Annotated in this window: 17 protein-coding genes and 1 pseudogene; 6 read left to right on the top strand and 12 right to left on the bottom strand. The window is 70.5% G+C overall.

What is annotated here, in order from left to right; all coding sequences use genetic code 11:
- Positions 1–72 precede the first annotated feature (72 nt).
- The 5 genes from JIAGA_RS0117340 to JIAGA_RS0117320 all read right to left on the bottom strand — a co-directional run bounded on the left by JIAGA_RS0117340 (position 73) and on the right by JIAGA_RS0117320 (position 3815).
- Positions 73–414: a hypothetical protein gene (locus tag JIAGA_RS0117340; RefSeq protein WP_026876642.1), complete on the bottom strand. Its 342-nt coding sequence runs from the start codon at positions 412–414 to the stop codon at positions 73–75.
- Positions 411–1787, bottom strand: a complete 1377-nt coding sequence (locus tag JIAGA_RS30500; RefSeq protein ID WP_084469753.1) for a hemolysin family protein — start codon at positions 1785–1787, stop codon at positions 411–413. The genes JIAGA_RS0117340 and JIAGA_RS30500 overlap by 4 nt, the downstream gene beginning before the upstream one ends.
- A gap of 37 nt (positions 1788–1824) precedes the next feature.
- Positions 1825–2286 (bottom strand): rRNA maturation RNase YbeY, encoded by a 462-nt coding sequence (gene ybeY / locus JIAGA_RS0117330; protein ID WP_026876641.1) that lies wholly within the window; start codon positions 2284–2286, stop codon positions 1825–1827.
- Positions 2283–3317 (bottom strand): PhoH family protein, encoded by a 1035-nt coding sequence (locus JIAGA_RS30495; RefSeq protein WP_035812653.1) that lies wholly within the window; start codon positions 3315–3317, stop codon positions 2283–2285. Before JIAGA_RS30495 ends, ybeY begins: the two co-directional genes overlap by 4 nt.
- A gap of 150 nt (positions 3318–3467) precedes the next feature.
- The gene (locus tag JIAGA_RS0117320) at positions 3468–3815 is read right to left on the bottom strand and encodes a histidine triad nucleotide-binding protein (protein WP_245597201.1); all 348 of its coding nucleotides are present in this window, start codon (positions 3813–3815) and stop codon (positions 3468–3470) included.
- A 165-nt stretch (positions 3816–3980) separates the two neighbouring features.
- Between JIAGA_RS0117320 and JIAGA_RS30490 the strand changes: the two genes are divergently transcribed.
- From JIAGA_RS30490 to JIAGA_RS33230, 3 genes are all read left to right on the top strand, one after another.
- Entirely contained in the window at positions 3981–5042 is a 1062-nt protein-coding gene (locus JIAGA_RS30490) for an LCP family protein (protein WP_051426210.1), read from the top strand.
- A gap of 200 nt (positions 5043–5242) precedes the next feature.
- Positions 5243–5752, top strand: coding sequence for a SigE family RNA polymerase sigma factor (locus JIAGA_RS0117310; RefSeq protein WP_211239709.1), 510 nt, complete (start codon positions 5243–5245; stop codon positions 5750–5752).
- 10 nt (positions 5753–5762) lie between these two features.
- Positions 5763–6830, top strand: a complete 1068-nt coding sequence (locus tag JIAGA_RS33230) for a Gmad2 immunoglobulin-like domain-containing protein (RefSeq protein ID WP_051426209.1) — start codon at positions 5763–5765, stop codon at positions 6828–6830.
- A gap of 50 nt (positions 6831–6880) precedes the next feature.
- Here the strand turns inward: JIAGA_RS33230 and JIAGA_RS0117300 are convergent, their stop codons facing one another.
- The 3 genes from JIAGA_RS0117300 to hrcA all read right to left on the bottom strand — a co-directional run bounded on the left by JIAGA_RS0117300 (position 6881) and on the right by hrcA (position 9895).
- Positions 6881–7621 (bottom strand): 16S rRNA (uracil(1498)-N(3))-methyltransferase, encoded by a 741-nt coding sequence (locus tag JIAGA_RS0117300; RefSeq protein WP_026876638.1) that lies wholly within the window; start codon positions 7619–7621, stop codon positions 6881–6883.
- Between the two features lie 100 nt (positions 7622–7721).
- Positions 7722–8861 (bottom strand): molecular chaperone DnaJ, encoded by a 1140-nt coding sequence (gene dnaJ, locus JIAGA_RS0117295; RefSeq protein ID WP_211239708.1) that lies wholly within the window; start codon positions 8859–8861, stop codon positions 7722–7724.
- A gap of 11 nt (positions 8862–8872) precedes the next feature.
- Positions 8873–9895 carry a heat-inducible transcriptional repressor HrcA gene (hrcA, locus tag JIAGA_RS0117290; RefSeq protein ID WP_026876636.1) on the bottom strand — a complete coding sequence of 341 codons (1023 nt, stop codon included), beginning with the start codon at positions 9893–9895 and terminating at the stop codon, positions 8873–8875.
- A gap of 407 nt (positions 9896–10302) precedes the next feature.
- Between hrcA and JIAGA_RS0117285 the strand changes: the two genes are divergently transcribed.
- The 3 genes from JIAGA_RS0117285 to JIAGA_RS0117275 all read left to right on the top strand — a co-directional run bounded on the left by JIAGA_RS0117285 (position 10303) and on the right by JIAGA_RS0117275 (position 13504).
- Positions 10303–10953 carry a TetR/AcrR family transcriptional regulator gene (locus JIAGA_RS0117285; RefSeq protein WP_026876635.1) on the top strand — a complete coding sequence of 217 codons (651 nt, stop codon included), beginning with the start codon at positions 10303–10305 and terminating at the stop codon, positions 10951–10953.
- 94 nt (positions 10954–11047) lie between these two features.
- The gene (locus JIAGA_RS0117280) at positions 11048–12544 is read left to right on the top strand and encodes an MFS transporter (protein ID WP_026876634.1); all 1497 of its coding nucleotides are present in this window, start codon (positions 11048–11050) and stop codon (positions 12542–12544) included.
- 111 nt (positions 12545–12655) lie between these two features.
- Entirely contained in the window at positions 12656–13504 is an 849-nt protein-coding gene (locus JIAGA_RS0117275) for a DUF3097 family protein (protein ID WP_026876633.1), read from the top strand.
- On the opposite strand, the gene JIAGA_RS34640 is transcribed toward JIAGA_RS0117275, so the two are convergent.
- The 4 genes and pseudogenes from JIAGA_RS34640 to JIAGA_RS0117255 form a co-directional block, all read right to left on the bottom strand.
- Positions 13476–13802 carry a hypothetical protein gene (locus tag JIAGA_RS34640; protein ID WP_157553263.1) on the bottom strand — a complete coding sequence of 109 codons (327 nt, stop codon included), beginning with the start codon at positions 13800–13802 and terminating at the stop codon, positions 13476–13478. The genes JIAGA_RS0117275 and JIAGA_RS34640 overlap by 29 nt on opposite strands.
- A gap of 4 nt (positions 13803–13806) precedes the next feature.
- A pseudogene (locus JIAGA_RS0117265) lies at positions 13807–14289 on the bottom strand (putative immunity protein); the annotation flags it as partial.
- Between the two features lie 68 nt (positions 14290–14357).
- Positions 14358–15584 carry a radical SAM family heme chaperone HemW gene (gene hemW / locus JIAGA_RS0117260; protein WP_026876630.1) on the bottom strand — a complete coding sequence of 409 codons (1227 nt, stop codon included), beginning with the start codon at positions 15582–15584 and terminating at the stop codon, positions 14358–14360.
- A gap of 170 nt (positions 15585–15754) precedes the next feature.
- Complete coding sequence (locus JIAGA_RS0117255) at positions 15755–17578, bottom strand: AMP-dependent synthetase/ligase (RefSeq protein ID WP_026876629.1); 1824 nt, start codon at positions 17576–17578, stop codon at positions 15755–15757.

Genomic DNA, 17578 nt, shown 5'->3' with positions numbered 1-17578 from the left:
TCAGGCGGCCGGACGTACGGAACATCGCCGGACTGGGACGGCCCGCACGTTAGCGCACTCGGATGCTGATATCTACGTTCGAACCGTCGCTACGGGCGTGCCGTCCGGCCCGGCCACGAACACCGGGACACCCGGCCCGCCGAGATCACCCGCCACCGCCACGTCGACGCCGTCCGCGGCGGCCTCCGTGACGACGGCCGCGGCCTCCAGGCCGACGGCGCCGCTGGACACCGCGCTGGCGACCGCGACCTGCAATGCGGTCAGCCGCAGCGACGGCAACACGACATCGGCTGCGGCGTAGGTGCGGCCGTCGAGATCACGGACGGCCGCGCCGCCGGCCGCACCGGCGCGGGCCCGGGCCGACCTGGCCAGAGTCAGGATCTTCGCGTCTTCCGGATCCAGTGCGTCACTCACGCGTGCTCCTCGTGCGGCTGGGTGTCGGTGACCTGAACGCGCCGGCTGGCCCGGACGGTTCCGATGCGGTTGCGGCGGCCCGCTGGACCTTCGGCCACCAGGTGCAACCCGGCGACGTCGACCTCCGCGCCGGGAATGGGGACCCGGCCGAGGTGCTTGGCCATGAGACCGCCGACGGTGTCGACGTCGTCGTCGGACAGTTCGATGCCGAACAGTTCGCCGAGGTCGTCAACGTGCAGTCGCGAGCTGACCCGGACCACTCCCTCGTCGAGCGTCTGGACGCCGACCTCGTCGGCGTCGTACTCGTCGGTGATCTCGCCGACGATCTCTTCGAGGATGTCCTCGATGGTGACCAGGCCGGCGGTGCCGCCGTACTCGTCGACCACCACGGCCACGTGGGTGCGCTGGGCCTGCATCTCACGCAGGAGGTCGTCGGCCGGCTTGGAGTCGGGGACGAAGAACGCCGGGCGCACCACCGACTCGACCCGCTCGACGGACTCGGCGTCGCGGTTGTCGTAGAGCCGGCGGGCGACGTCCTTGAGGTAGACGATGCCGACGACGTCGTCGAGACCGCCCGGGCCGACCGCGGGGATGCGGCTGAACCCGCTGCGCAGCGCCAGCGACTGGAACTGCCGCAGCGTCTTGCCGGCCTCGATGAACACGACGTCGGTGCGCGGCACCATGACCTCACGCACCAGGGTGTCGCCCAGCTCGAACACCGAATGGATCATCTGCCGTTCGCCGGACTCGATGATGCGCCCGGCCTCGGCCAGGTCGACCAGCTCGCGCAGCTCGGCCTCGGTGGCGAACGGACCTTCACGGAAGCCCTTGCCCGGGGTCAGGGCGTTGCCGAGCAGGATCAGCAGCCGTGGGATCGGGCCTAGTACCCGGGTGACGCTCTGCAGCGGCCCGGCGAAGGCGAGCGCGACGCCGTCGGCGTGCTGGCGGCCGATAGTGCGCGGTGCGACCCCGATGACCACGAACGACACGACCACCATGGAGCCCGCCGCGACGAGCAGGGTCTGCCACCAGGGGTCGAAGTACTCCTCGCAGACCACCGCGACCAGCACCACCGCGGCGATCTCGGTGAGCATCCGCAGCAGCAGTGCCGTGTTCAGCGCGGGCACCGGGTCGGCGGCGACCCGGCTCAGGGCCGTCGACCCGCGCCGGCCCTCGCGCCGCAGCTCTTCGGCATGGGCGTAGGAGAAGGTGGACAGCGCCGCCTCGGCCATCGCGATCAGCCCGGCGAGGACGACCAGGACCGCCGCCGAACCCAGCAGCCAGGCGATGGAGGTACCTCCGGCCCACCCGTCCGATCCGGAACCGTCGGCGGCCAGGACCGGGACGGCGACGAGCAGATCGTGCGTCGTCATCGGGGCGAGCCTTCCCCCCAGCGGGCTGAGGCGACCATCAGCGGCCGCCTCGGGCCTTGCGCCAGTCGGTAAGCAGCTGCTTCTGCAGACCGAACATCTCCTTCTCCTCCTCCGGCTCGGCGTGGTCGTACCCGAGCAGATGCAGGATGCCGTGCGCCGTCAGCAGCTCCAGCTCCTCGGCGGCGCTGTGGCCGGCGGCCTTGGCCTGGGTGGCGGCGACGTCGGGGCAGAGCACGACGTCACCCAGCAGGCCGGGCTCCGGCTCGGCGTCGTCCGGCGTGGGCCGCAACTCGTCCATGGGGAACGACAGGACGTCCGTCGGGCCGGGCTCGTCCATCCACTGCACGTGCAGTTGCTCCATGGTGGCGGTGTCGACCAGCAGGATGGCCAGCTCCGCGCCGCGATGGATGCGCTGGTGGTCGAGGACGAAGCGGGCGAGGTCGGAGAGGGTCTTCTCGTCGATCTCGGTCCCGGACTCGTTGTTGACTTCGATGGTCACGAGCGCCGGCCGGGAACGCGCGACCGCCCGTTGCCCTGCGCCGCCTCCTGCGCGGCGTCGTAGCGGGTGTATGCGTCGACGATGTCGCCCACCAGCCGGTGCCGGACCACGTCGTGGCTGGTCAGCCGGCAGAAGTTCACGTCCTCAATGCCGTCGAGGATCTCCTGCACGACGCGCAGCCCGCTCGTGGTGCCGGCGGGGAGGTCGACCTGCGTGACGTCGCCGGTGACGACCATCTTCGACCCGAAGCCCAACCTGGTGAGGAACATCTTCATCTGCTCGGCCGAGGTGTTCTGCGCCTCGTCGAGGATGACGAACGCGTCGTTGAGCGTGCGGCCGCGCATGTATGCCAGCGGTGCGACCTCGATGGTGCCCTCGGTCATGAGCCGCGGTATGGACGCCGGGTCCATCATGTCGTGCAGGGCGTCGTAGAGCGGCCGCAGGTACGGGTCGATCTTCTCCGAGAGCGTGCCGGGAAGGAAACCGAGCCGCTCGCCGGCCTCGATGGCGGGACGGGTGAGCAGGATGCGGCTGACCTGCTTGGCCTGCAATGCCTGCACCGCCTTGGCGACGGCGAGGTACGTCTTGCCGGTGCCTGCCGGGCCGATGCCGAAGATGACCGTGTGCCGGTCGATCGCGTCCACGTAACGCTTCTGATTGAGCGTCTTGGGCCGGATGGTGCGACCGCGGTTGGACAGGATGTTCGCGGTCAGCACGTCGGCCGGGCGCTCACTGGTGCGTGAGCGCAGCATGGAGACCGTGCGCTCGACCGCTTCCGGGGTGAGGCCCTGACCGGTGCGCAGCACCGCCACCATCTCGTCGATGGCGGCCTCGGCCTCGGCCATGTCGCCCGGTACGCCGGTCATGGTGATCTGGTTGCCGCGCACGTGGATGTCCACGCCGGGGAACGACGCCTCGACGACCCTGATCAGTTCGTCACCGGAGCCGAGCAAGCTCACCATGGAGATGCTCGACGGGATGACGATCGTGTGCTGGGCGGCCTGCTGTTCGGCCTGTTCTGTCTTCGTCATGGGTCGGCCACGCGGGGCCTGTTCACGCCTTCTTTCGGTCTCGGAGTGCTGCGCTGACGGTTCCTGTCATGCTACCCGTGTCCACCGACAGGTCAGCCCTGTTTTTCGGTGGGCTTGCTTTCGGGCCGCAAGGCACGGCCGCGGGTTCGCTCAGCCGGGCGGCCACGTCATGGCGCGCCCGCCCAACACGTGACCGTGCACGTGGAACACGGACTGACCGGCTTGCGCCCCGGTGTTGAACACCAGCCGGTACGCGTCGATTCCCTCGTCGGCGGCCACCGCCCGCGCGGTGTCGACCAGCTCGGCCAGCGTCTCCGGGGACGCATCGGCCAGTTCGGCGACGTCCCGGTGGTGATCGCGCGGGATGACCAGCACGTGCGTGGGCGCCTGCGGCGAGATGTCGCGGAAGGCGAGCGTCCGCCTCGTCTCGAGCACCACGGTGGCCGGCACGGCACCGGCGACGATCTTGCAGAACAGGCAGTCCGGGTCTGGGCTCACAATGCCTCCGCGTCGCGGGATCTCGGGTACGTCGGATGGTACGGGCCGCGGCCGCGAGAATCCGGCGCAACCCGGTCGCCGCTCGGGGCGTCATCACAGTGGAGGCGCCACGGGCTGGGGTGTCCTCCGGCCTCGTCCCAGCCCCGAACCGTACTCTCTGGAGCCATGTCGAACCCGACCGTCGATCACGAGCCCGGCGACCCCGCGGGCACCACCCCTCCCGCGGACGACCGGCCGCGCCGCCGCCGCAACCGGCGCATCCTCATCGGCGTGCTCGTCACGCTGCTGGTCCTCATCCTCGCCGTCGCCGGCGGCGCGTTCTGGTTCGTCAACCGGCTGTCGTCCAACATCGAGCGCATCCCGGACGCGTTCGACATCCCCGAGGACCAGCGGCCGGCCGACGCGCCCGGCGACAGCATCACCTTCCTGCTCGGCGGCCTGGACGGCGAGGACAAGGTGGACGTCTACGAGCCCGGTGCCGCCCGCACCGACACCATCATGCTGGCGCACTTCCCCGAGGGCCGGGACCGCGGCTACCTCGTCTCCATCCCGCGAGACACCTACATCGACGTCCCCGGCCACGGGCAGAACAAGATCAACGCCGCGTACTCGTTCGGCGGGCCGGCGCTGTTCGTGCAAACCGTCGAGCAGCTCACCGGCATCCGCGTCGATCACCTCGCACTGATCGACTGGAACGGCTTCGAGGCACTCACCGACGAGCTGGGCGGCGTCACCATGACGTTCGACGACGAGACGGTCCTGGCCGACGGCACCACCCTGGCGGCGGGCGAGCACACCCTCGACGGCGCGACGGCCCTGCAGTACGTGCGCGACCGCAAGGACCTGCCCGGCGGCGACTTCGACCGGGTCAAGCGGCAGCAGAACTACCTCCGCGCGCTGATGACCGAGCTGATCTCGTCCGGGACCCTCACCAGCCCAGGCAAGGTCAACGGCATCGCCGGCGCCATCGGCCAGGCCGCCCGGGTCGACGACGAACTGTCCGCGTTCGGCATGGTCGAGCTCGGGCTGTCGATGAACGGCCTGCGCGCCAACGACATGACGTTCCTGACGGTGCCCACCGACGGCACCGGCATGGCCGGGTCGCAGAGCATCGTGGTGTACGACGAGGAACGTGCCGGCCAGCTGTGGACCGCCCTGACCGCCGACGACATGGACGCCTTCCTGGCCGCGAACCCGGAACTGGTGACCGGCGACGACGTCCGCTGACCCCGTCGGAAATGATCACGTCCACCATGGGTACTCACGCTCCCCCAGGAATGCTTGCCGCCTGAGGCGAGGACAAACCCGGTGATGGCTCCGTTCGCCTGAAGATCGTCCCCGCGATCGCCTACGGTTGTGGCCCGCATCGGGGAACGGCGCCGGCCGGTAAACCAACACGGCCGGCAACGCGTCACTAGGGGTATGTGGTGGAGGACAGGACCGAGTCCGGCGCCGACGAAGCGATCACGGAGCTCTACGCAGCTCACTACGTGCGCCTCGTCCGGCTCGCGACGCTGCTCCAGGGCGACCACGCCGTCGCCGAGGAGGTCGTGCAGGACGCTTTCGTGGCGTTGCACCGCCGCTGGCGCCGGCTGCGCGACCCGGCCGCGGCGGTGGGGTACCTGCGCACCTCCGTGGTGCACGGCTGCCGCTCGATCCAGCGACGGCGTGGGGTCGCGGCCCGGCATCCGGCTGACCCCCCGGTCCACGAACCCAGCGCCGAGCACCACGCCGTCCTCGACGCCGCCACGTCCGCCGTCGTCGACGCCCTACGGGAGCTGCCGGACCGCCAGCGCGAGGCGCTGGTCCTGCGGTACTACGGCGGCCTGTCCGAATCGGAGATCGCGAGGGCGATGAAGATCAGCAACGGAGCGGTGAAGAGCCATGCCTCCCGCGGCATGGCCGGACTGCGCGCAGCGCTCGCCGAGTGGTCGTGAGGAGGCAACCATGAACACCCCCGAGGACTGGACACCTGAGGAACAGCGCCTCCACGCCGCCCTGAACCGGGCGGCCGAACACGTCGAGCCGGGACCGGACGGGCTGGCGCAGATCCGCCGGCGCACGAAGGACGTGCCGCTGTGGCGCCGGCCGGTGCTGCTGGGCCTGGCCGCGGCGACGGCGGTGGCCGTGGCGGTGCTGGTCGGCGGCGTCATGGCCCTGGACGGCTCCGACGACCCCATCGCCTCCACCACGTCGTCGCCGTCACGCACCCCCGCCGACGGCTCCGGGTCGCCGACGCCGCCAGGTGGCGACCAGACCACGCCGCCGAGCGAGCCACCATCGACGGGGCCGGTCGAGACGCTCTCGCTGCCGGTCTATTTCGTCGCCGATTCCGGCGCAGGCCCCCGGCTGGCACGGGAGTTCCAGACGGTCGAAACCGCCGACCCGCCGGTGCTCGCCGCGCTGCGCCAGCTGGCCGACCCGGCCGATCCCGACTATTCGAGCCTGTGGCAGCCGGACCTGGTCCGCTCCGCCGAGGTGGGCGTCGACGTCATCACCGTCGACCTCACCGCCCTGCCGGAGGTCACCGCCGGTGACACCGAGCCCTCGGCGGCCGAGCTGGCCGTACAGCAGGTCGTCTACACCGCGACGGCCGCGGCGGCGAGCAGCGGTCAGGACGGTTCGCTGCCGGTGCGCATCACGGTCGAGGGCCAGCCGGTCGACGCCCTGGACGGGGTGTCGCTCGCCGAGCCGGTCGGCCGCGCCGACCCGCTGGAGGTCCGGCAGCTGATGCAGCTCAACGAGCCGGCCGAGGGCGCCACGGTCACCAGCCCCGTCGCCGTCATGGGCGAGGCGGCGACGTTCGAGGCCAACGTGCCGTGGGAGGTCCGCCGCGACGGCGAGGTAGTCGAGCAGGGTGCCACCACGGCCGCCGAGTGCTGCACGTTCGCGGAGTTCCAGTTCGAGGTCGAGCTGGAGCCGGGGACCTATGAGGTCGTGATCACCGAGGAGGACGTGTCCGGCGGCGAGGGCCGTCCCCCGATGAGCGACTCGCGCACCTTCACCGTCGAGTGACCATGATCATGTTCCCTCGCGGTCGCTTTAGGGTCCGCGAGGGAACATGATCATGGGAGCCAGCGTGGGGTGCGGGCGAGCAGGATGCCGGCGGCCACCGTCCCGGCGGTGGACGTCCGCAGCACCGTGGGTCCCATCCGGACAGTGACGGCGCCGGCGGCCTCAAACGTCTCGATCTCCTCCGGCGTCACCCCGCCCTCCGGGCCCACCACCAGTAGGATGTCGCCGTCGTCGGGAAGGTCGACGGACGCCAGCGGCGCGGTCGCCTCCTCGTGCAGAACGACGGCCAGCGCGGCGTCTCGGACCCGCGTGGCGAGTGCCGGCGTCGTCGTCACGTCGCCGACGGACGGCAGCCAGGCCCGGCGTGCCTGCTTGGCCGCCTCGCGCGCCGTGGACCGCCAGCGTCGCAGCGACTTCTCGCCGCGCTCGCCCGTCCACCGCACCATGCAGCGCTGCGCGGACCACGGCAGGATCTCGTCGACACCCACCTCGGTGAGGGTCTCGACGGCGGTCTCGCCGCGGTCGCCCTTCGGGAGGGCCTGAGCGACGACCACCCGGGGCCGCGGCGCGGGCACGGCGATCCGTTCCTCGATGGCGCACGTGAGGCTCTGTTTGCTGGCGCCGACGACGACGCAGCGCGCCAGCTGCCCCGCGCCGTCCGTGAGCTCGACGGTCTCGCCGACGGCGATGCGGCGGACGACGGCGGCGTGGCGGCCCTCGTCGCCGTCGAGCACGACCTCGTCCGACGCCCGTAGTGCGGCGGCGTCGGCGATGAACACTGGAGCGCTCACGGTCGGCCCATCACCAGGCGTACACCCTGTGTTCCGAAGGACGGGCCACTCGCGCAGCGCGCGCCCGCGTCGACGTGATCATTTCGGTGTCGCCGGGCGGTCAGGCCAGGCCTTCCTTGAACGCGTCGCGGATGCGGGTGAAGAAGTTGCCGTGCTGCTGCGCCGGCCCGGGACCCGGGACGGATTCCTCGTCGCGCAGCGCGGCCAGCTCGCGCAGCAGCTCTTCCTGCCGGGCGTCGAGCTTGGTCGGCGTCTGCACATCGAGGTGGATGAGCAGGTCGCCGCGGCCGGTACCGCGCAGCTTCGGCACGCCGCGAGCCCCCAGTTTGATCTGCTCGCCGTGCTGGGCCCCGGGGCGGATCTCGATGGTTGCCGGGCCGTCGAACGTCTCGATCTCGACGCTGGTACCGAGCGCGGCCGCCGTCATGGGCAGCGGGAGCGTGCAGTGCAGGTTGTCGCCGTTGCGGGTGTAGACCGGGTGCGGGGTGACCGCCAGCTCGACGTAGAGATCGCCGGCGGGGCCGCCGCCCGGGCCGACCTCGCCCTGGCCGGACAGCTGGATGCGGGTGCCGTTGTCGACACCGGCCGGGATCTTGATCGTCAGGGTGCGGCGGGTGCGCACCCGGCCGTCGCCGGAGCACTCCACGCACGGGTTGGGGTTGACCGTCCCGAAGCCCTGGCACGCCGGGCACGGCCGGCTGGTCATGACCTGGCCGAGGAAAGACCGCTGCACCTGGCTGACCTCGCCCTGGCCCTGGCACGTCGGGCAGGTGACCCGCTGCGCCCCCTGGGCGGTACCGGCGCCGTGGCAGACCTCACAGACGACCGCGGTGTCGACCTGGAGCTCGCGGGTGGCGCCGAAGACGGCGTCGGCCAGTTCGATCTTCAGCTGGACCAGCGCATCCTGGCCGCGACGGACCCGGCTGCGCGGGCCACGGGCGGCGCTGCCACCGAAGAAGGCGTCCATGATGTCGGTGAACGAGAACGCGCCACCGAAGTTGCCACCCGCCCCGCCGCCGCTGGCCAGGGGGTCTCCCCCGAGGTCGTACATCTCACGCTTGCGCGGGTCGTTCAGCACCTCGTAGGCGGTGACGACCTCCTTGAAGCGCTCCTGCGTCTCGGGGTCGGGGTTGACGTCAGGGTGCAACTGCCGCGCCAACCGCCGATAGGCCTTCTTGATCTGCTCACTGGAAGCGTCCTTCGGCACGCCGAGGACTTCGTAGTAATCCGTGGTGGGCACCCTTGTCATCCCTAGTGAGCCGAGAGAATCTTGCTGACATATCGAGCAACAGCGCCGACCGCCGCGATCGTCCCGGGGTAGTCCATCCGGGTCGGCCCGACCACCCCCATGCTAGCCAGGGCCAACTCGCCCGGCCCGTACCCGGTGGTGACCACCGACGTGGCCGACAGGCCGGACGGCGCGTTCTCGCTGCCGATGCGCACCCGGAACGTGGCCGGGCTGGTGGCCTCGCCTAGCAGGCGGAGCAGCACGACGTGCTCCTCCAGCGCGGACAGCAGCGGCTCGAGCTCGTGGTCGAACTCCTGGCCGTAACGGGCCAGGTTGGCGGTGCCGGCGACGGCGACACGCTCCTCGTGCCGCTCGATGAGCGTGGACAACAGCGTGGCCGTGACAGCGGCGACGGTGGCGCGGTCCTCGGGGGCGAAGCGCTCGGCCAGCTCGGTGACGCGGGTCTCGACGGTGGCGAAGTCCTGGCCCACGACGAGGGCGTTGATGCGCGCGCGCAGCTCACCCACGAGGGTGTCGTCGGCGTCGGCGGGCAGCTCAACGACCCGCTGCTCGACCCGGCCGGTGTCGGTGATGAGCACGACGAGCACACGGTCCGGCGCCAGGATGACCAGCTCGACATGGCGCACGGTCGAGCGACTCAGCGACGGGTACTGCACCACAGCGGCCTGCCGGGTGAGCTGGGCGAGCAGTCGCACGGTGCGCGAGACGACGTCGTCGAGGTCCACGGCGCCGTCGAGGAAGGTCTGGATGGCCCGGCGCTCGGGCGACGACAGCGGCTTCACCGTGGAGAGCCGGTCGACGAACAAGCGGTAGCCCTTGTCAGTGGGCACCCGACCGGCGCTGGTGTGGGGCTGGGCGATATAGCCTTCGTCCTCGAGCACGGCCATGTCATTGCGGATGGTGGCCGGCGACACCCCGAGCTGATGCCGATCGGCCAGCGCCTTCGAACCGACCGGCTCCTGAGTGGCGACATAGTCCTGGACGATCGCCCGTAGGACGTCGAGCTTGCGGTCATCGATGGACAACCGAGCACACCTCCCGTCGCGATCACTTTGGCACTCGACCCTTCGAAGTGCCAATTCTACGTAATCGGGCGGGCCCGCGTCGCGCCACGCTCACGGCGGCTCACCGAGCCGCCCGCTCGGCCACCCACATCGGTGAGCAGCGGACCGACCTTGTCGGACCCCGTGAGTAGCGTCGTGGCCGTGCTGGAAAATTCGTTTGCTCCCGACCGCGCCTCGCTGCGAGCGTTGACGCCGGGGCGACGGCGCCTGTCCAGCCATCCATGTGACGCAGGTCACAGCCAGGTCCGGAAATATCCGGGGACACACTCCCCGTTTGAGCCTGTGTCCGTCGATCCGGGGAGCCTTTCCCCGGATCGGGAACCGGGGAAAGTTCCCCCGGTTCAGGTACGACCTCGAAGGGGGATCCGATGGGCGCCAGCGCGACGGCCGACCGCAAGACGGGTCCGGTCCGTACTGACGCCACCCGCAACCGCGAGCGCATCATCGCCGCGGCACGCGAGGCATTCGTCGAACACGGGCCGAACGTGCCGCTCGACGCCATCGCGCACCGCGCCGGGGTTGGCAACGCCACGTTGTACCGGCACTTCTCCGACCGCCACGAACTCGTGCACGTCGTGGCGTCGTATTCCATGGCCCGCATCACCGAACAGGCCGAGGCCGCCCTCGCCGAGGAGCCCGACCCGTTCCAGGCGCTGCGGCGCTTCGTCCACCGAGCCGCCGACGAACGCGTAGGCGCGCTCTCGTCCCTCCTCCACGAGGGGTTCGACAAGAACGATCCCCACGTCGTGGATGCCCGCGAACGCCTCGAGGCGACGGTCACGCGCCTCATGGACAACGCCCGCCGGTCCGGCCAGCTCCGGCCCGACATCGCCTTGGGTGATCTCATGGTCGCGATCACCCAGCTCACCCGTCCGGTCGCCGGAACCGCATGTTCACAGGTCGAGCGGTTCATGCACCGGCACTTGCAGCTCTTCCTGGATGGCCTGCACACGCCCGCCAGGTCCGAGCTGTGCGGAACCGCGGTGACCTTCGAGGACTTCGAAGCCGACACCGCCTGAGCCCTGTCCCGCCTGCATGTCACATCTACCCGGGCGAAACCGTCATGTTCGTAGACGACTCGCCTGGACACGGAAAACCTTGATTGGACTCGTCATGCCTGAAACAACTCAGCCAGATCCACGGCGCTGGCGGGCGCTCGCGTTCATCGCCGTGGCGCAGCTGATGGTCGTGCTCGACGCGACCATCGTGAACATCGCGCTTCCGTCGGCGCAGGCCGACCTCGGCATCTCCGACGCCAACCGGCAATGGGTCATCACGGCTTACGCGCTGGCCTTCGGTGGCCTGCTGCTGCTCGGCGGCCGGGTGGCCGACATGTGGGGCCGCAAGAACACGTTCCTCACCGGACTCATCGGCTTCGCCGGGGCGTCAGCCCTCGGTGGCGCGGCCGCCAACGAGTTCATGATGTTCGCCTCCCGCGCGCTGCAGGGTGTGTTCGGCGCGCTGCTGGCACCGGCCGCGTTGTCGCTGCTGGCCGTCATGTTCACCGAGACCAAGGAACGTGCCAGGGCGTTCGGCATCTTCGGTGCCATCGCCGGTGGTGGCGCGGCCATCGGTCTGATCCTCGGCGGGATCCTCACCGAGTACCTCGACTGGCGCTGGGTGTTCTTCGTCAACATCCCGATCGCGGCGGTGGCGTTCGTCGGCGCACTGACCCAGGTGTTCGAGCCGAAGGGCACCCGCAACCGCTCGCCGCTCGACATTCCCGGCACCCTGCTGGGCACCCTCGGCCTGGTCACGCTGGTCTACGGCTTCACCCGGGCGGAGACGGAGGGCTGGTCCGAGGCCGGCACCATCTCGATGTTCGTGCTGACCGTCGTCCTGCTGGGCGCGTTCGTCATGGTCGAGCGTCGCGTGAAGGCGCCGCTGCTGCCGATGCGCGTACTGCTGGACCGCAACCGAGGCGGCGTGTACCTCGCGCTCGGCCTGGCCGTCATTGCGATGTTCGGCCTGTTCCTGTTCCTCACCTACTACCTGCAGATCGTGAAGGACTACAGTCCGGTCCGCAGCGGTGTGGCGTTCCTGCCGATGGTGGCCGGCATGGTCATCGGCTCCACCCAGATCGGTGCCCGGCTGATGACTCGGGTCCCGGCGCGCTACATCATGACGCCGGGTCTGCTGGTAGCCGCCGCGGGCATGCTGATCCTCACTCAGATGGGCGTGGACAGCTCGTACGTGGGTCTCCTGCTGCCGGCGCAGCTCCTGCTCGGCCTCGGGCTGGGCTCGACGTTCATGCCGGCCATGAGCCTGGCCACGTACGGGGTCGAGCCGCGCGACGCCGGCATCGCGTCAGCGATGATCAACACCTCGCAACAGGTCGGCGGCGCCATCGGCACAGCCCTGCTCAACACCATCGCCGCCAGTGCCACGACGACGTACATCAGCGCGAACCTGGCCGGTGCGTCGTCGCCGGAGCTGGTGCAACTCCAGGGCATGGTCAACGGCTACACCACCGCCATCTGGTGGGCCGTCGGCATCCTGGTGGTGGCCGCGGCCATCGCCTTCGCGTTCGTCAACGCCACGCCGGAGAGCGAGGAAGCGGCGTTCGAAGGCGAGGGTGAAGGCGAGGCCGCTCCGGTCATGATCCACTGAGTCCGAGCGCCACGGGCCCCCGTCGCCTCCAGCGGCGGGGGCCTTTTCGCGCCCCCACCCCGCGCGCATGTCGTTGCCGCGCCCGGCCACGGTGAGCCAGTACCGTCACGAATCGTGAGCAGCTACTCCGACCGTTACGGCCGCGACGTCCTGGCCGACTCTCCGCATCCCCGGCGCCCCGCCAGCACCGAGCAGCCGGCCGAGCACGGGCTCGTCGTCGAGGACGTGCAGACCGGGTTCTGCGGTGCCGTCGTGGAAGTCGACAAGCACGGCGTCATCCTCGAGGACCGGCACGGCAAGCGCCGCGCCTTCCCGCTCGGCCCGGGCTTCTGGATCGACGGCAAACCGGTCGCGCTGGTCCGCCCGACAGCGCCCCGCCAGCCCGGCCGCATGGTCTCCGCGTCCGGCTCCGTCGCGGTGCTGAACCACAAAGCCCGCACGGCCCGCGAGAGCCGCATCTACGTCGAGGGCAAGCACGACGCCGAACTGGTCGAAAAGGTCTGGGGCCATGACCTGCGGGTCGAGGGCGTCGTCGTCGAGGAGCTCGGCGGGGCCGACGACCTCGCCGCCGTCGTCGACGACTTCGAGCCCGGACCCGGCCGGCGGCTGGGCGTCATGCTCGATCACCTCGTCGCGGGCAGCAAGGAATCACGGCTCGCCGACGCGGTGCGGGGCGGTGCGCACGCCGAGCACGTCCTCATCGTCGGACACCCCTACATCGACGTGTGGCAGGCGGTACGGCCGTCAGTGCTGGGGCTCGGGGCCTGGCCGGACGTACCCAAGGGTGAGCCATGGAAGGAGGGCGTCATGGCCCGCCTCGGCTGGAACGTCGAGCCGTGGGAGGCGTGGGCGCGCATCCTCGGCGCGGTGACGACCTACACCGACCTCGAAACCTCGCTGCTGGGCCGGGTGGAGGAGATGATCGACTTCGTCACCGACCCGTCGCCAGGCCATCCCTGAGATTCATCAGCCGTCGGATGTCGTCGTCGATGGTCGGCTTCAGCCGCCGGTAGGGCTCGAGCTCCCTGTCACGGCGACGGCCGATGACCCGTTTCTCGTCGGCACGAGCAGTGCCGGCCGCCGACCGGCCCCAGATCGTCGCCTGGACGGCGTGGCCCTTGCCCCGCGGCCGGCCCATGCTCGTCCGGCTGGCGGCGGTGATCCCCGTCTTTTCTTCACGCTCATCGGCACCATCGTCGTCGACGTCGGGAAGTTGATCATAACGTCGGCCGCGCGACCATATACCGGAAATGATCAAGCCATCATGAGGTGTCCTGGCGATTCAGCGACACACGCAGGGAGTTGTCCAAGATGGTCATAAGCAACGCGACCCGGCCCTTCCCAGCCGGCGCGAGCGGATAGCGACCGAGAACATCGATCAGTGCCGGTGTGGCGCGCCGCCGCGCCTGCTCGATGACCGCGATGCCGGCGCGGGGATCATCGCCTGCGTTCAACTCGGCGACGCGGGCCGCACTGGCCGCAGCGCGCAGGACGTGGCCCACCTGGGTGGCCTTCGCGATCGGGTGGAGATACGCGGCGGATGCGGCGTCGCCGCCGGCGCGCGCCGCGAGACGTGCGGCCTCGGTGGGCGCCTCCTTCGCTGCGCGGTGCGCGTCCAACGAGGTGATGCGCTGCAGCTTGGTCCGCCTCGCCCCGTTGACGAACTCCCACGCCGCATCGATGGCTGCGCGCGGACGACCGTCACCGGGTACCGCCGCCTCGAAGACTGGGAGGACTTCCTCAGCCCTGATCCCACGCGAGCCCCATGATCATCAACGGTTACGGGTGCCATCACACACCCAACCGTTGATGATCATGGGAGCAGGTCGCGAACCACGGCGTCGGCGAGCAGGCGGCCGCGGCGGGTCAGGACCAGGCGGCCATCGGCGTGCGCGGTGTCGTCGGCGAGGCCGTCGGCGACCACCTGCGCGGCCGCGCGCCGGCCGTCGTCGTCGAGCGCGTCCAGCGGCAACCCCGTGGCCAGCCGCACCTCGAGCAGGACCCGCTCCACCCGCTGGGTCTCGGCGTCGAGCATCTCGCGGGCGTACGCCGGGCTGGAGCCGGCGGCCAGCCGGGACGCCCATGCCGCCGGGTGCTTGACGTTCCACCAGCGGGTTCCGCCGACATGGCTGTGCGCGCCGGGGCCGACGCCCCACCAGTCTGCGCCGGTCCAGTAGAGCTCGTTGTGCCGGCAGCGGGCCGCGGCCGAGGTCGCCCAGTTCGACAGTTCGTACCACGCGTACCCGGCCGCGGTCAGCAGCTCGTCGGCCAGCACGTACTTGTCGGCTTGGTCGTCGTCGTCCGGAAGCGGCAGCTCACCGCGGGCCATCCGGGCCGCCAGCCGGGTGCCCTCCTCGACGATGAGGGCGTAGGCGCTGACGTGGTCAGGCCCGGCGGCCAACGCGGTCTCGACGCTGTCGCGCCAGTCGGCCACGCTCTCGCCCGGCGTGCCGTAGATGAGGTCGAGGCTGACGTGCTCGAACCCGGCGCGCTTGGCCTCCGCCACCGCCCCCGCCGGGCGGCCGGGTGTGTGGACGCGGTCGAGGACGGCGAGGACGTGTGGCCGGACGCTCTGCATGCCGATCGAGATGCGGGTGAACCCGGCCTCGCGCAGCTGGGCCAGCGACGTGGCGTCGACGGACTCCGGGTTGGCCTCGGTGGTCACCTCGGCGCCGGGGGCCAGCCCGAACTCGTCGTCGATGAATCGCAGCACCTTGCCCAGTTCGGCCGGCGGCAGCAGCGTGGGCGTGCCACCGCCGACGAACACCGTGGCGACCGGGACGTCGGCGTCGCCCAGCGCCCGGCGCGCGATCCGCAGCTCGGCGATGGCGCCGTCGGCCCACGACGCACGCGAAGCGCCGGGCGCCGAGCCGAGCTCGTCGGCGGTGTAGGTGTTGAAGTCGCAGTAGCCGCAGCGCGTCGTGCAGAACGGCACGTGCAGGTAGACGCCGAAGGGACGGCTGCCGACACCGGCCAGCGCCGCGGGCGGCAGGGAGCCGTCGGCGGGCGCGGGCGAACCGTCGGGCAGGGTCGAGGGCACGACCCATTGTCTCCCTGTCGCCGGGCGGCTTCGGCGGCGGCCCGGGCGGGAGCGATCAGCAGGCGATCACAGGCGGTCACCAGGCGGTACCAGCGTTCTCCCGCGCCACCAGGCAAGCATTCCTGGTGGCGCGGGAGCACCCGTGGTCCACGTGATCATTTGGGAGTCGGTCAGCTGTACATGCTGTCCAGGACGTCCATGTACTTCTTCTCCACGGCCTTGCGCTTGACCTTGAGGCTCGGGGTGAGGTCGCCGCTCTCGACGGTGAGGTCGTGCGGGAGGATCTCGAACTTCTTGATGGTCTCCCAGCGCTCGAGCCGGGCGTTGAGCTCGTCGACATGCCGCTGGACCAGGGCACGGACCTCGCTGGAGCGGACCAGCTCCTCGTACGAGCGGCCGGCCATGCCGTGGTGCTCGGCCCATTCGGTGATGGCGTCCGGGTCCAGCGTGATCAGCGCGGTGCAGTAGTTGCGGGTGTCGCCGTGCACGACGATCTGGCTGGCGTACGGGCTGACCGCCTTGAAGATGATCTCGATCTCCTGCGGCGCGACGTACTTGCCGCCGGAGGTCTTGATGAGGTCCTTCTTCCGGTCGGTGACCCGCAGATAGCCGTCGACGACCTCGCCGATGTCGCCGGTGTGGAACCAGCCGTCGTCGTCGAGCACCTCGGCGGTGACGTCGGGCAGCTTGTGGTAGCCGCGCATGACGCCCGGGCCGCGCAGCAGGATCTCGCCGTCGTCGGCGATCTTCACCTCGGTACCGGGCGCGGGCGGGCCGACGGTGCCGAAGCGGCAGTCGTACGGCATGTTGACGAATGACGCGGCGCTGGTCTCGGTCAGGCCGTAGCCCTCGAGGATGAGCATGCCGGCGGCGTGGAACCACTCGGCGACGTCGCGGGACAACGCCGCGGCACCGCTGACGAAGAACCTGATGTTGCCGCCCAGCCGCGCCTTGATCTTGCTGAAGACCAGCTTGTCGGCCAGCCGGTACTGGAACGCCAGCGCACCGCTGGGCTCGCGGCCGGCCTGCCGCAGCGCGGACACCTTGGCGCCGACGCCGAACGCCCAGGCGAAGATCTTTGCCTTCGGGCCGCCCTCGTTCTCGACCCCGGTGATGACCTTGGCGCGGACCTTTTCGAAGATGCGCGGCGCGCCGGCCATGAAGGTCGGCTTGACGACGCCGAGGTTCTCGACGATGCGGTCGAGGTCACCGTCGACGGCGGTGGCGAAGCCGATGCGCAGCTGGATGGCCTCGAGCGCCTTGCCGAACGAGTGCGACAGCGGCAGCCACAGGTACTGGACGTCGTCGATGCTGAGGATGTCGAACAGATCGACCGCGACGCCCTCGTAGACCCAGTTGTCATTGACCAGCCGGACGCCCTTGGGCCGGCCGGTGGTACCGGACGTGTAGATGAGCGTGGCCAGCGTCTCCGGTCCGACCTGGGCCAGCGCGTCGTCGACGGCGGTGGGCCGCTCGGCCAGCAGGGCACGGCCGCGCTCCTCGACCTGGCCGAGGGTGAGCACGAGGTCGTCGTCGCCGGTGCCGTCGAACACGATGATGCGCGTCAGCGCGGGCAGCTCGGCCCGGTGCTCGAGGACCTTGCGCACCTGCTCGTCGTTCTCGGCGAAGACGACGCAGGTGTCGGAGTCGCTGAGGATGTAGGAGACGTCCTCGGGCGTGGTGGTCGGGTACACCGTGGTGGTGGCGGCACCGACGACGTTGATGGCGAGGTCGGCGAGGATCCACTCGACCCGGGTGGACGAGGCCAGCGCCACCCGCTGCTCGTGCTCGATGCCGAGGTCGAGCAGGCCGGCGCCCAGTGCCCACACGCGGTCCTTGGTCTGCGCCCAGGTCAGCGAGGACCATCCGGCACCATCGGGGTAGCGGTACGCCTCGCGGTTCGGCGTGGCCTCCACCCGATCCAGGAACATCCGACCGACCGACGGCGGACGTTCGGCGACGAGGTCCGCCTTGTCAGTGGTGCCCAGGCCCAT

The sequence above is a fragment of the Jiangella gansuensis DSM 44835 genome, from assembly GCF_000515395.1.
Lineage (GTDB): Bacteria > Actinomycetota > Actinomycetes > Jiangellales > Jiangellaceae > Jiangella > Jiangella gansuensis.
Note: the sequence above shows the minus strand (reverse complement) of the source record. Positions and strands in the feature narration are given on the sequence as shown.

Bases quoted from the DNA above. Each gene is read 5' to 3' on its own strand.
- JIAGA_RS30490 (WP_051426210.1), top strand. From the start codon at position 3,981: ATGTCGAACCCGACCGTCGATCACGAGCCCGGCGACCCCGCGGGCACC.
- JIAGA_RS30495 (WP_035812653.1), bottom strand. From the start codon at position 3,317: ATGACGAAGACAGAACAGGCCGAACAGCAGGCCGCCCAGCACACGATC.
- JIAGA_RS0117255 (WP_026876629.1), bottom strand. From the start codon at position 17,578: ATGGGCCTGGGCACCACTGACAAGGCGGACCTCGTCGCCGAACGTCCG.
- JIAGA_RS30500 (WP_084469753.1), bottom strand. From the start codon at position 1,787: ATGACGACGCACGATCTGCTCGTCGCCGTCCCGGTCCTGGCCGCCGAC.
- JIAGA_RS0117285 (WP_026876635.1), top strand. From the start codon at position 10,303: ATGGGCGCCAGCGCGACGGCCGACCGCAAGACGGGTCCGGTCCGTACT.
- JIAGA_RS33230 (WP_051426209.1), top strand. From the start codon at position 5,763: ATGAACACCCCCGAGGACTGGACACCTGAGGAACAGCGCCTCCACGCC.
- JIAGA_RS0117280 (WP_026876634.1), top strand. From the start codon at position 11,048: ATGCCTGAAACAACTCAGCCAGATCCACGGCGCTGGCGGGCGCTCGCG.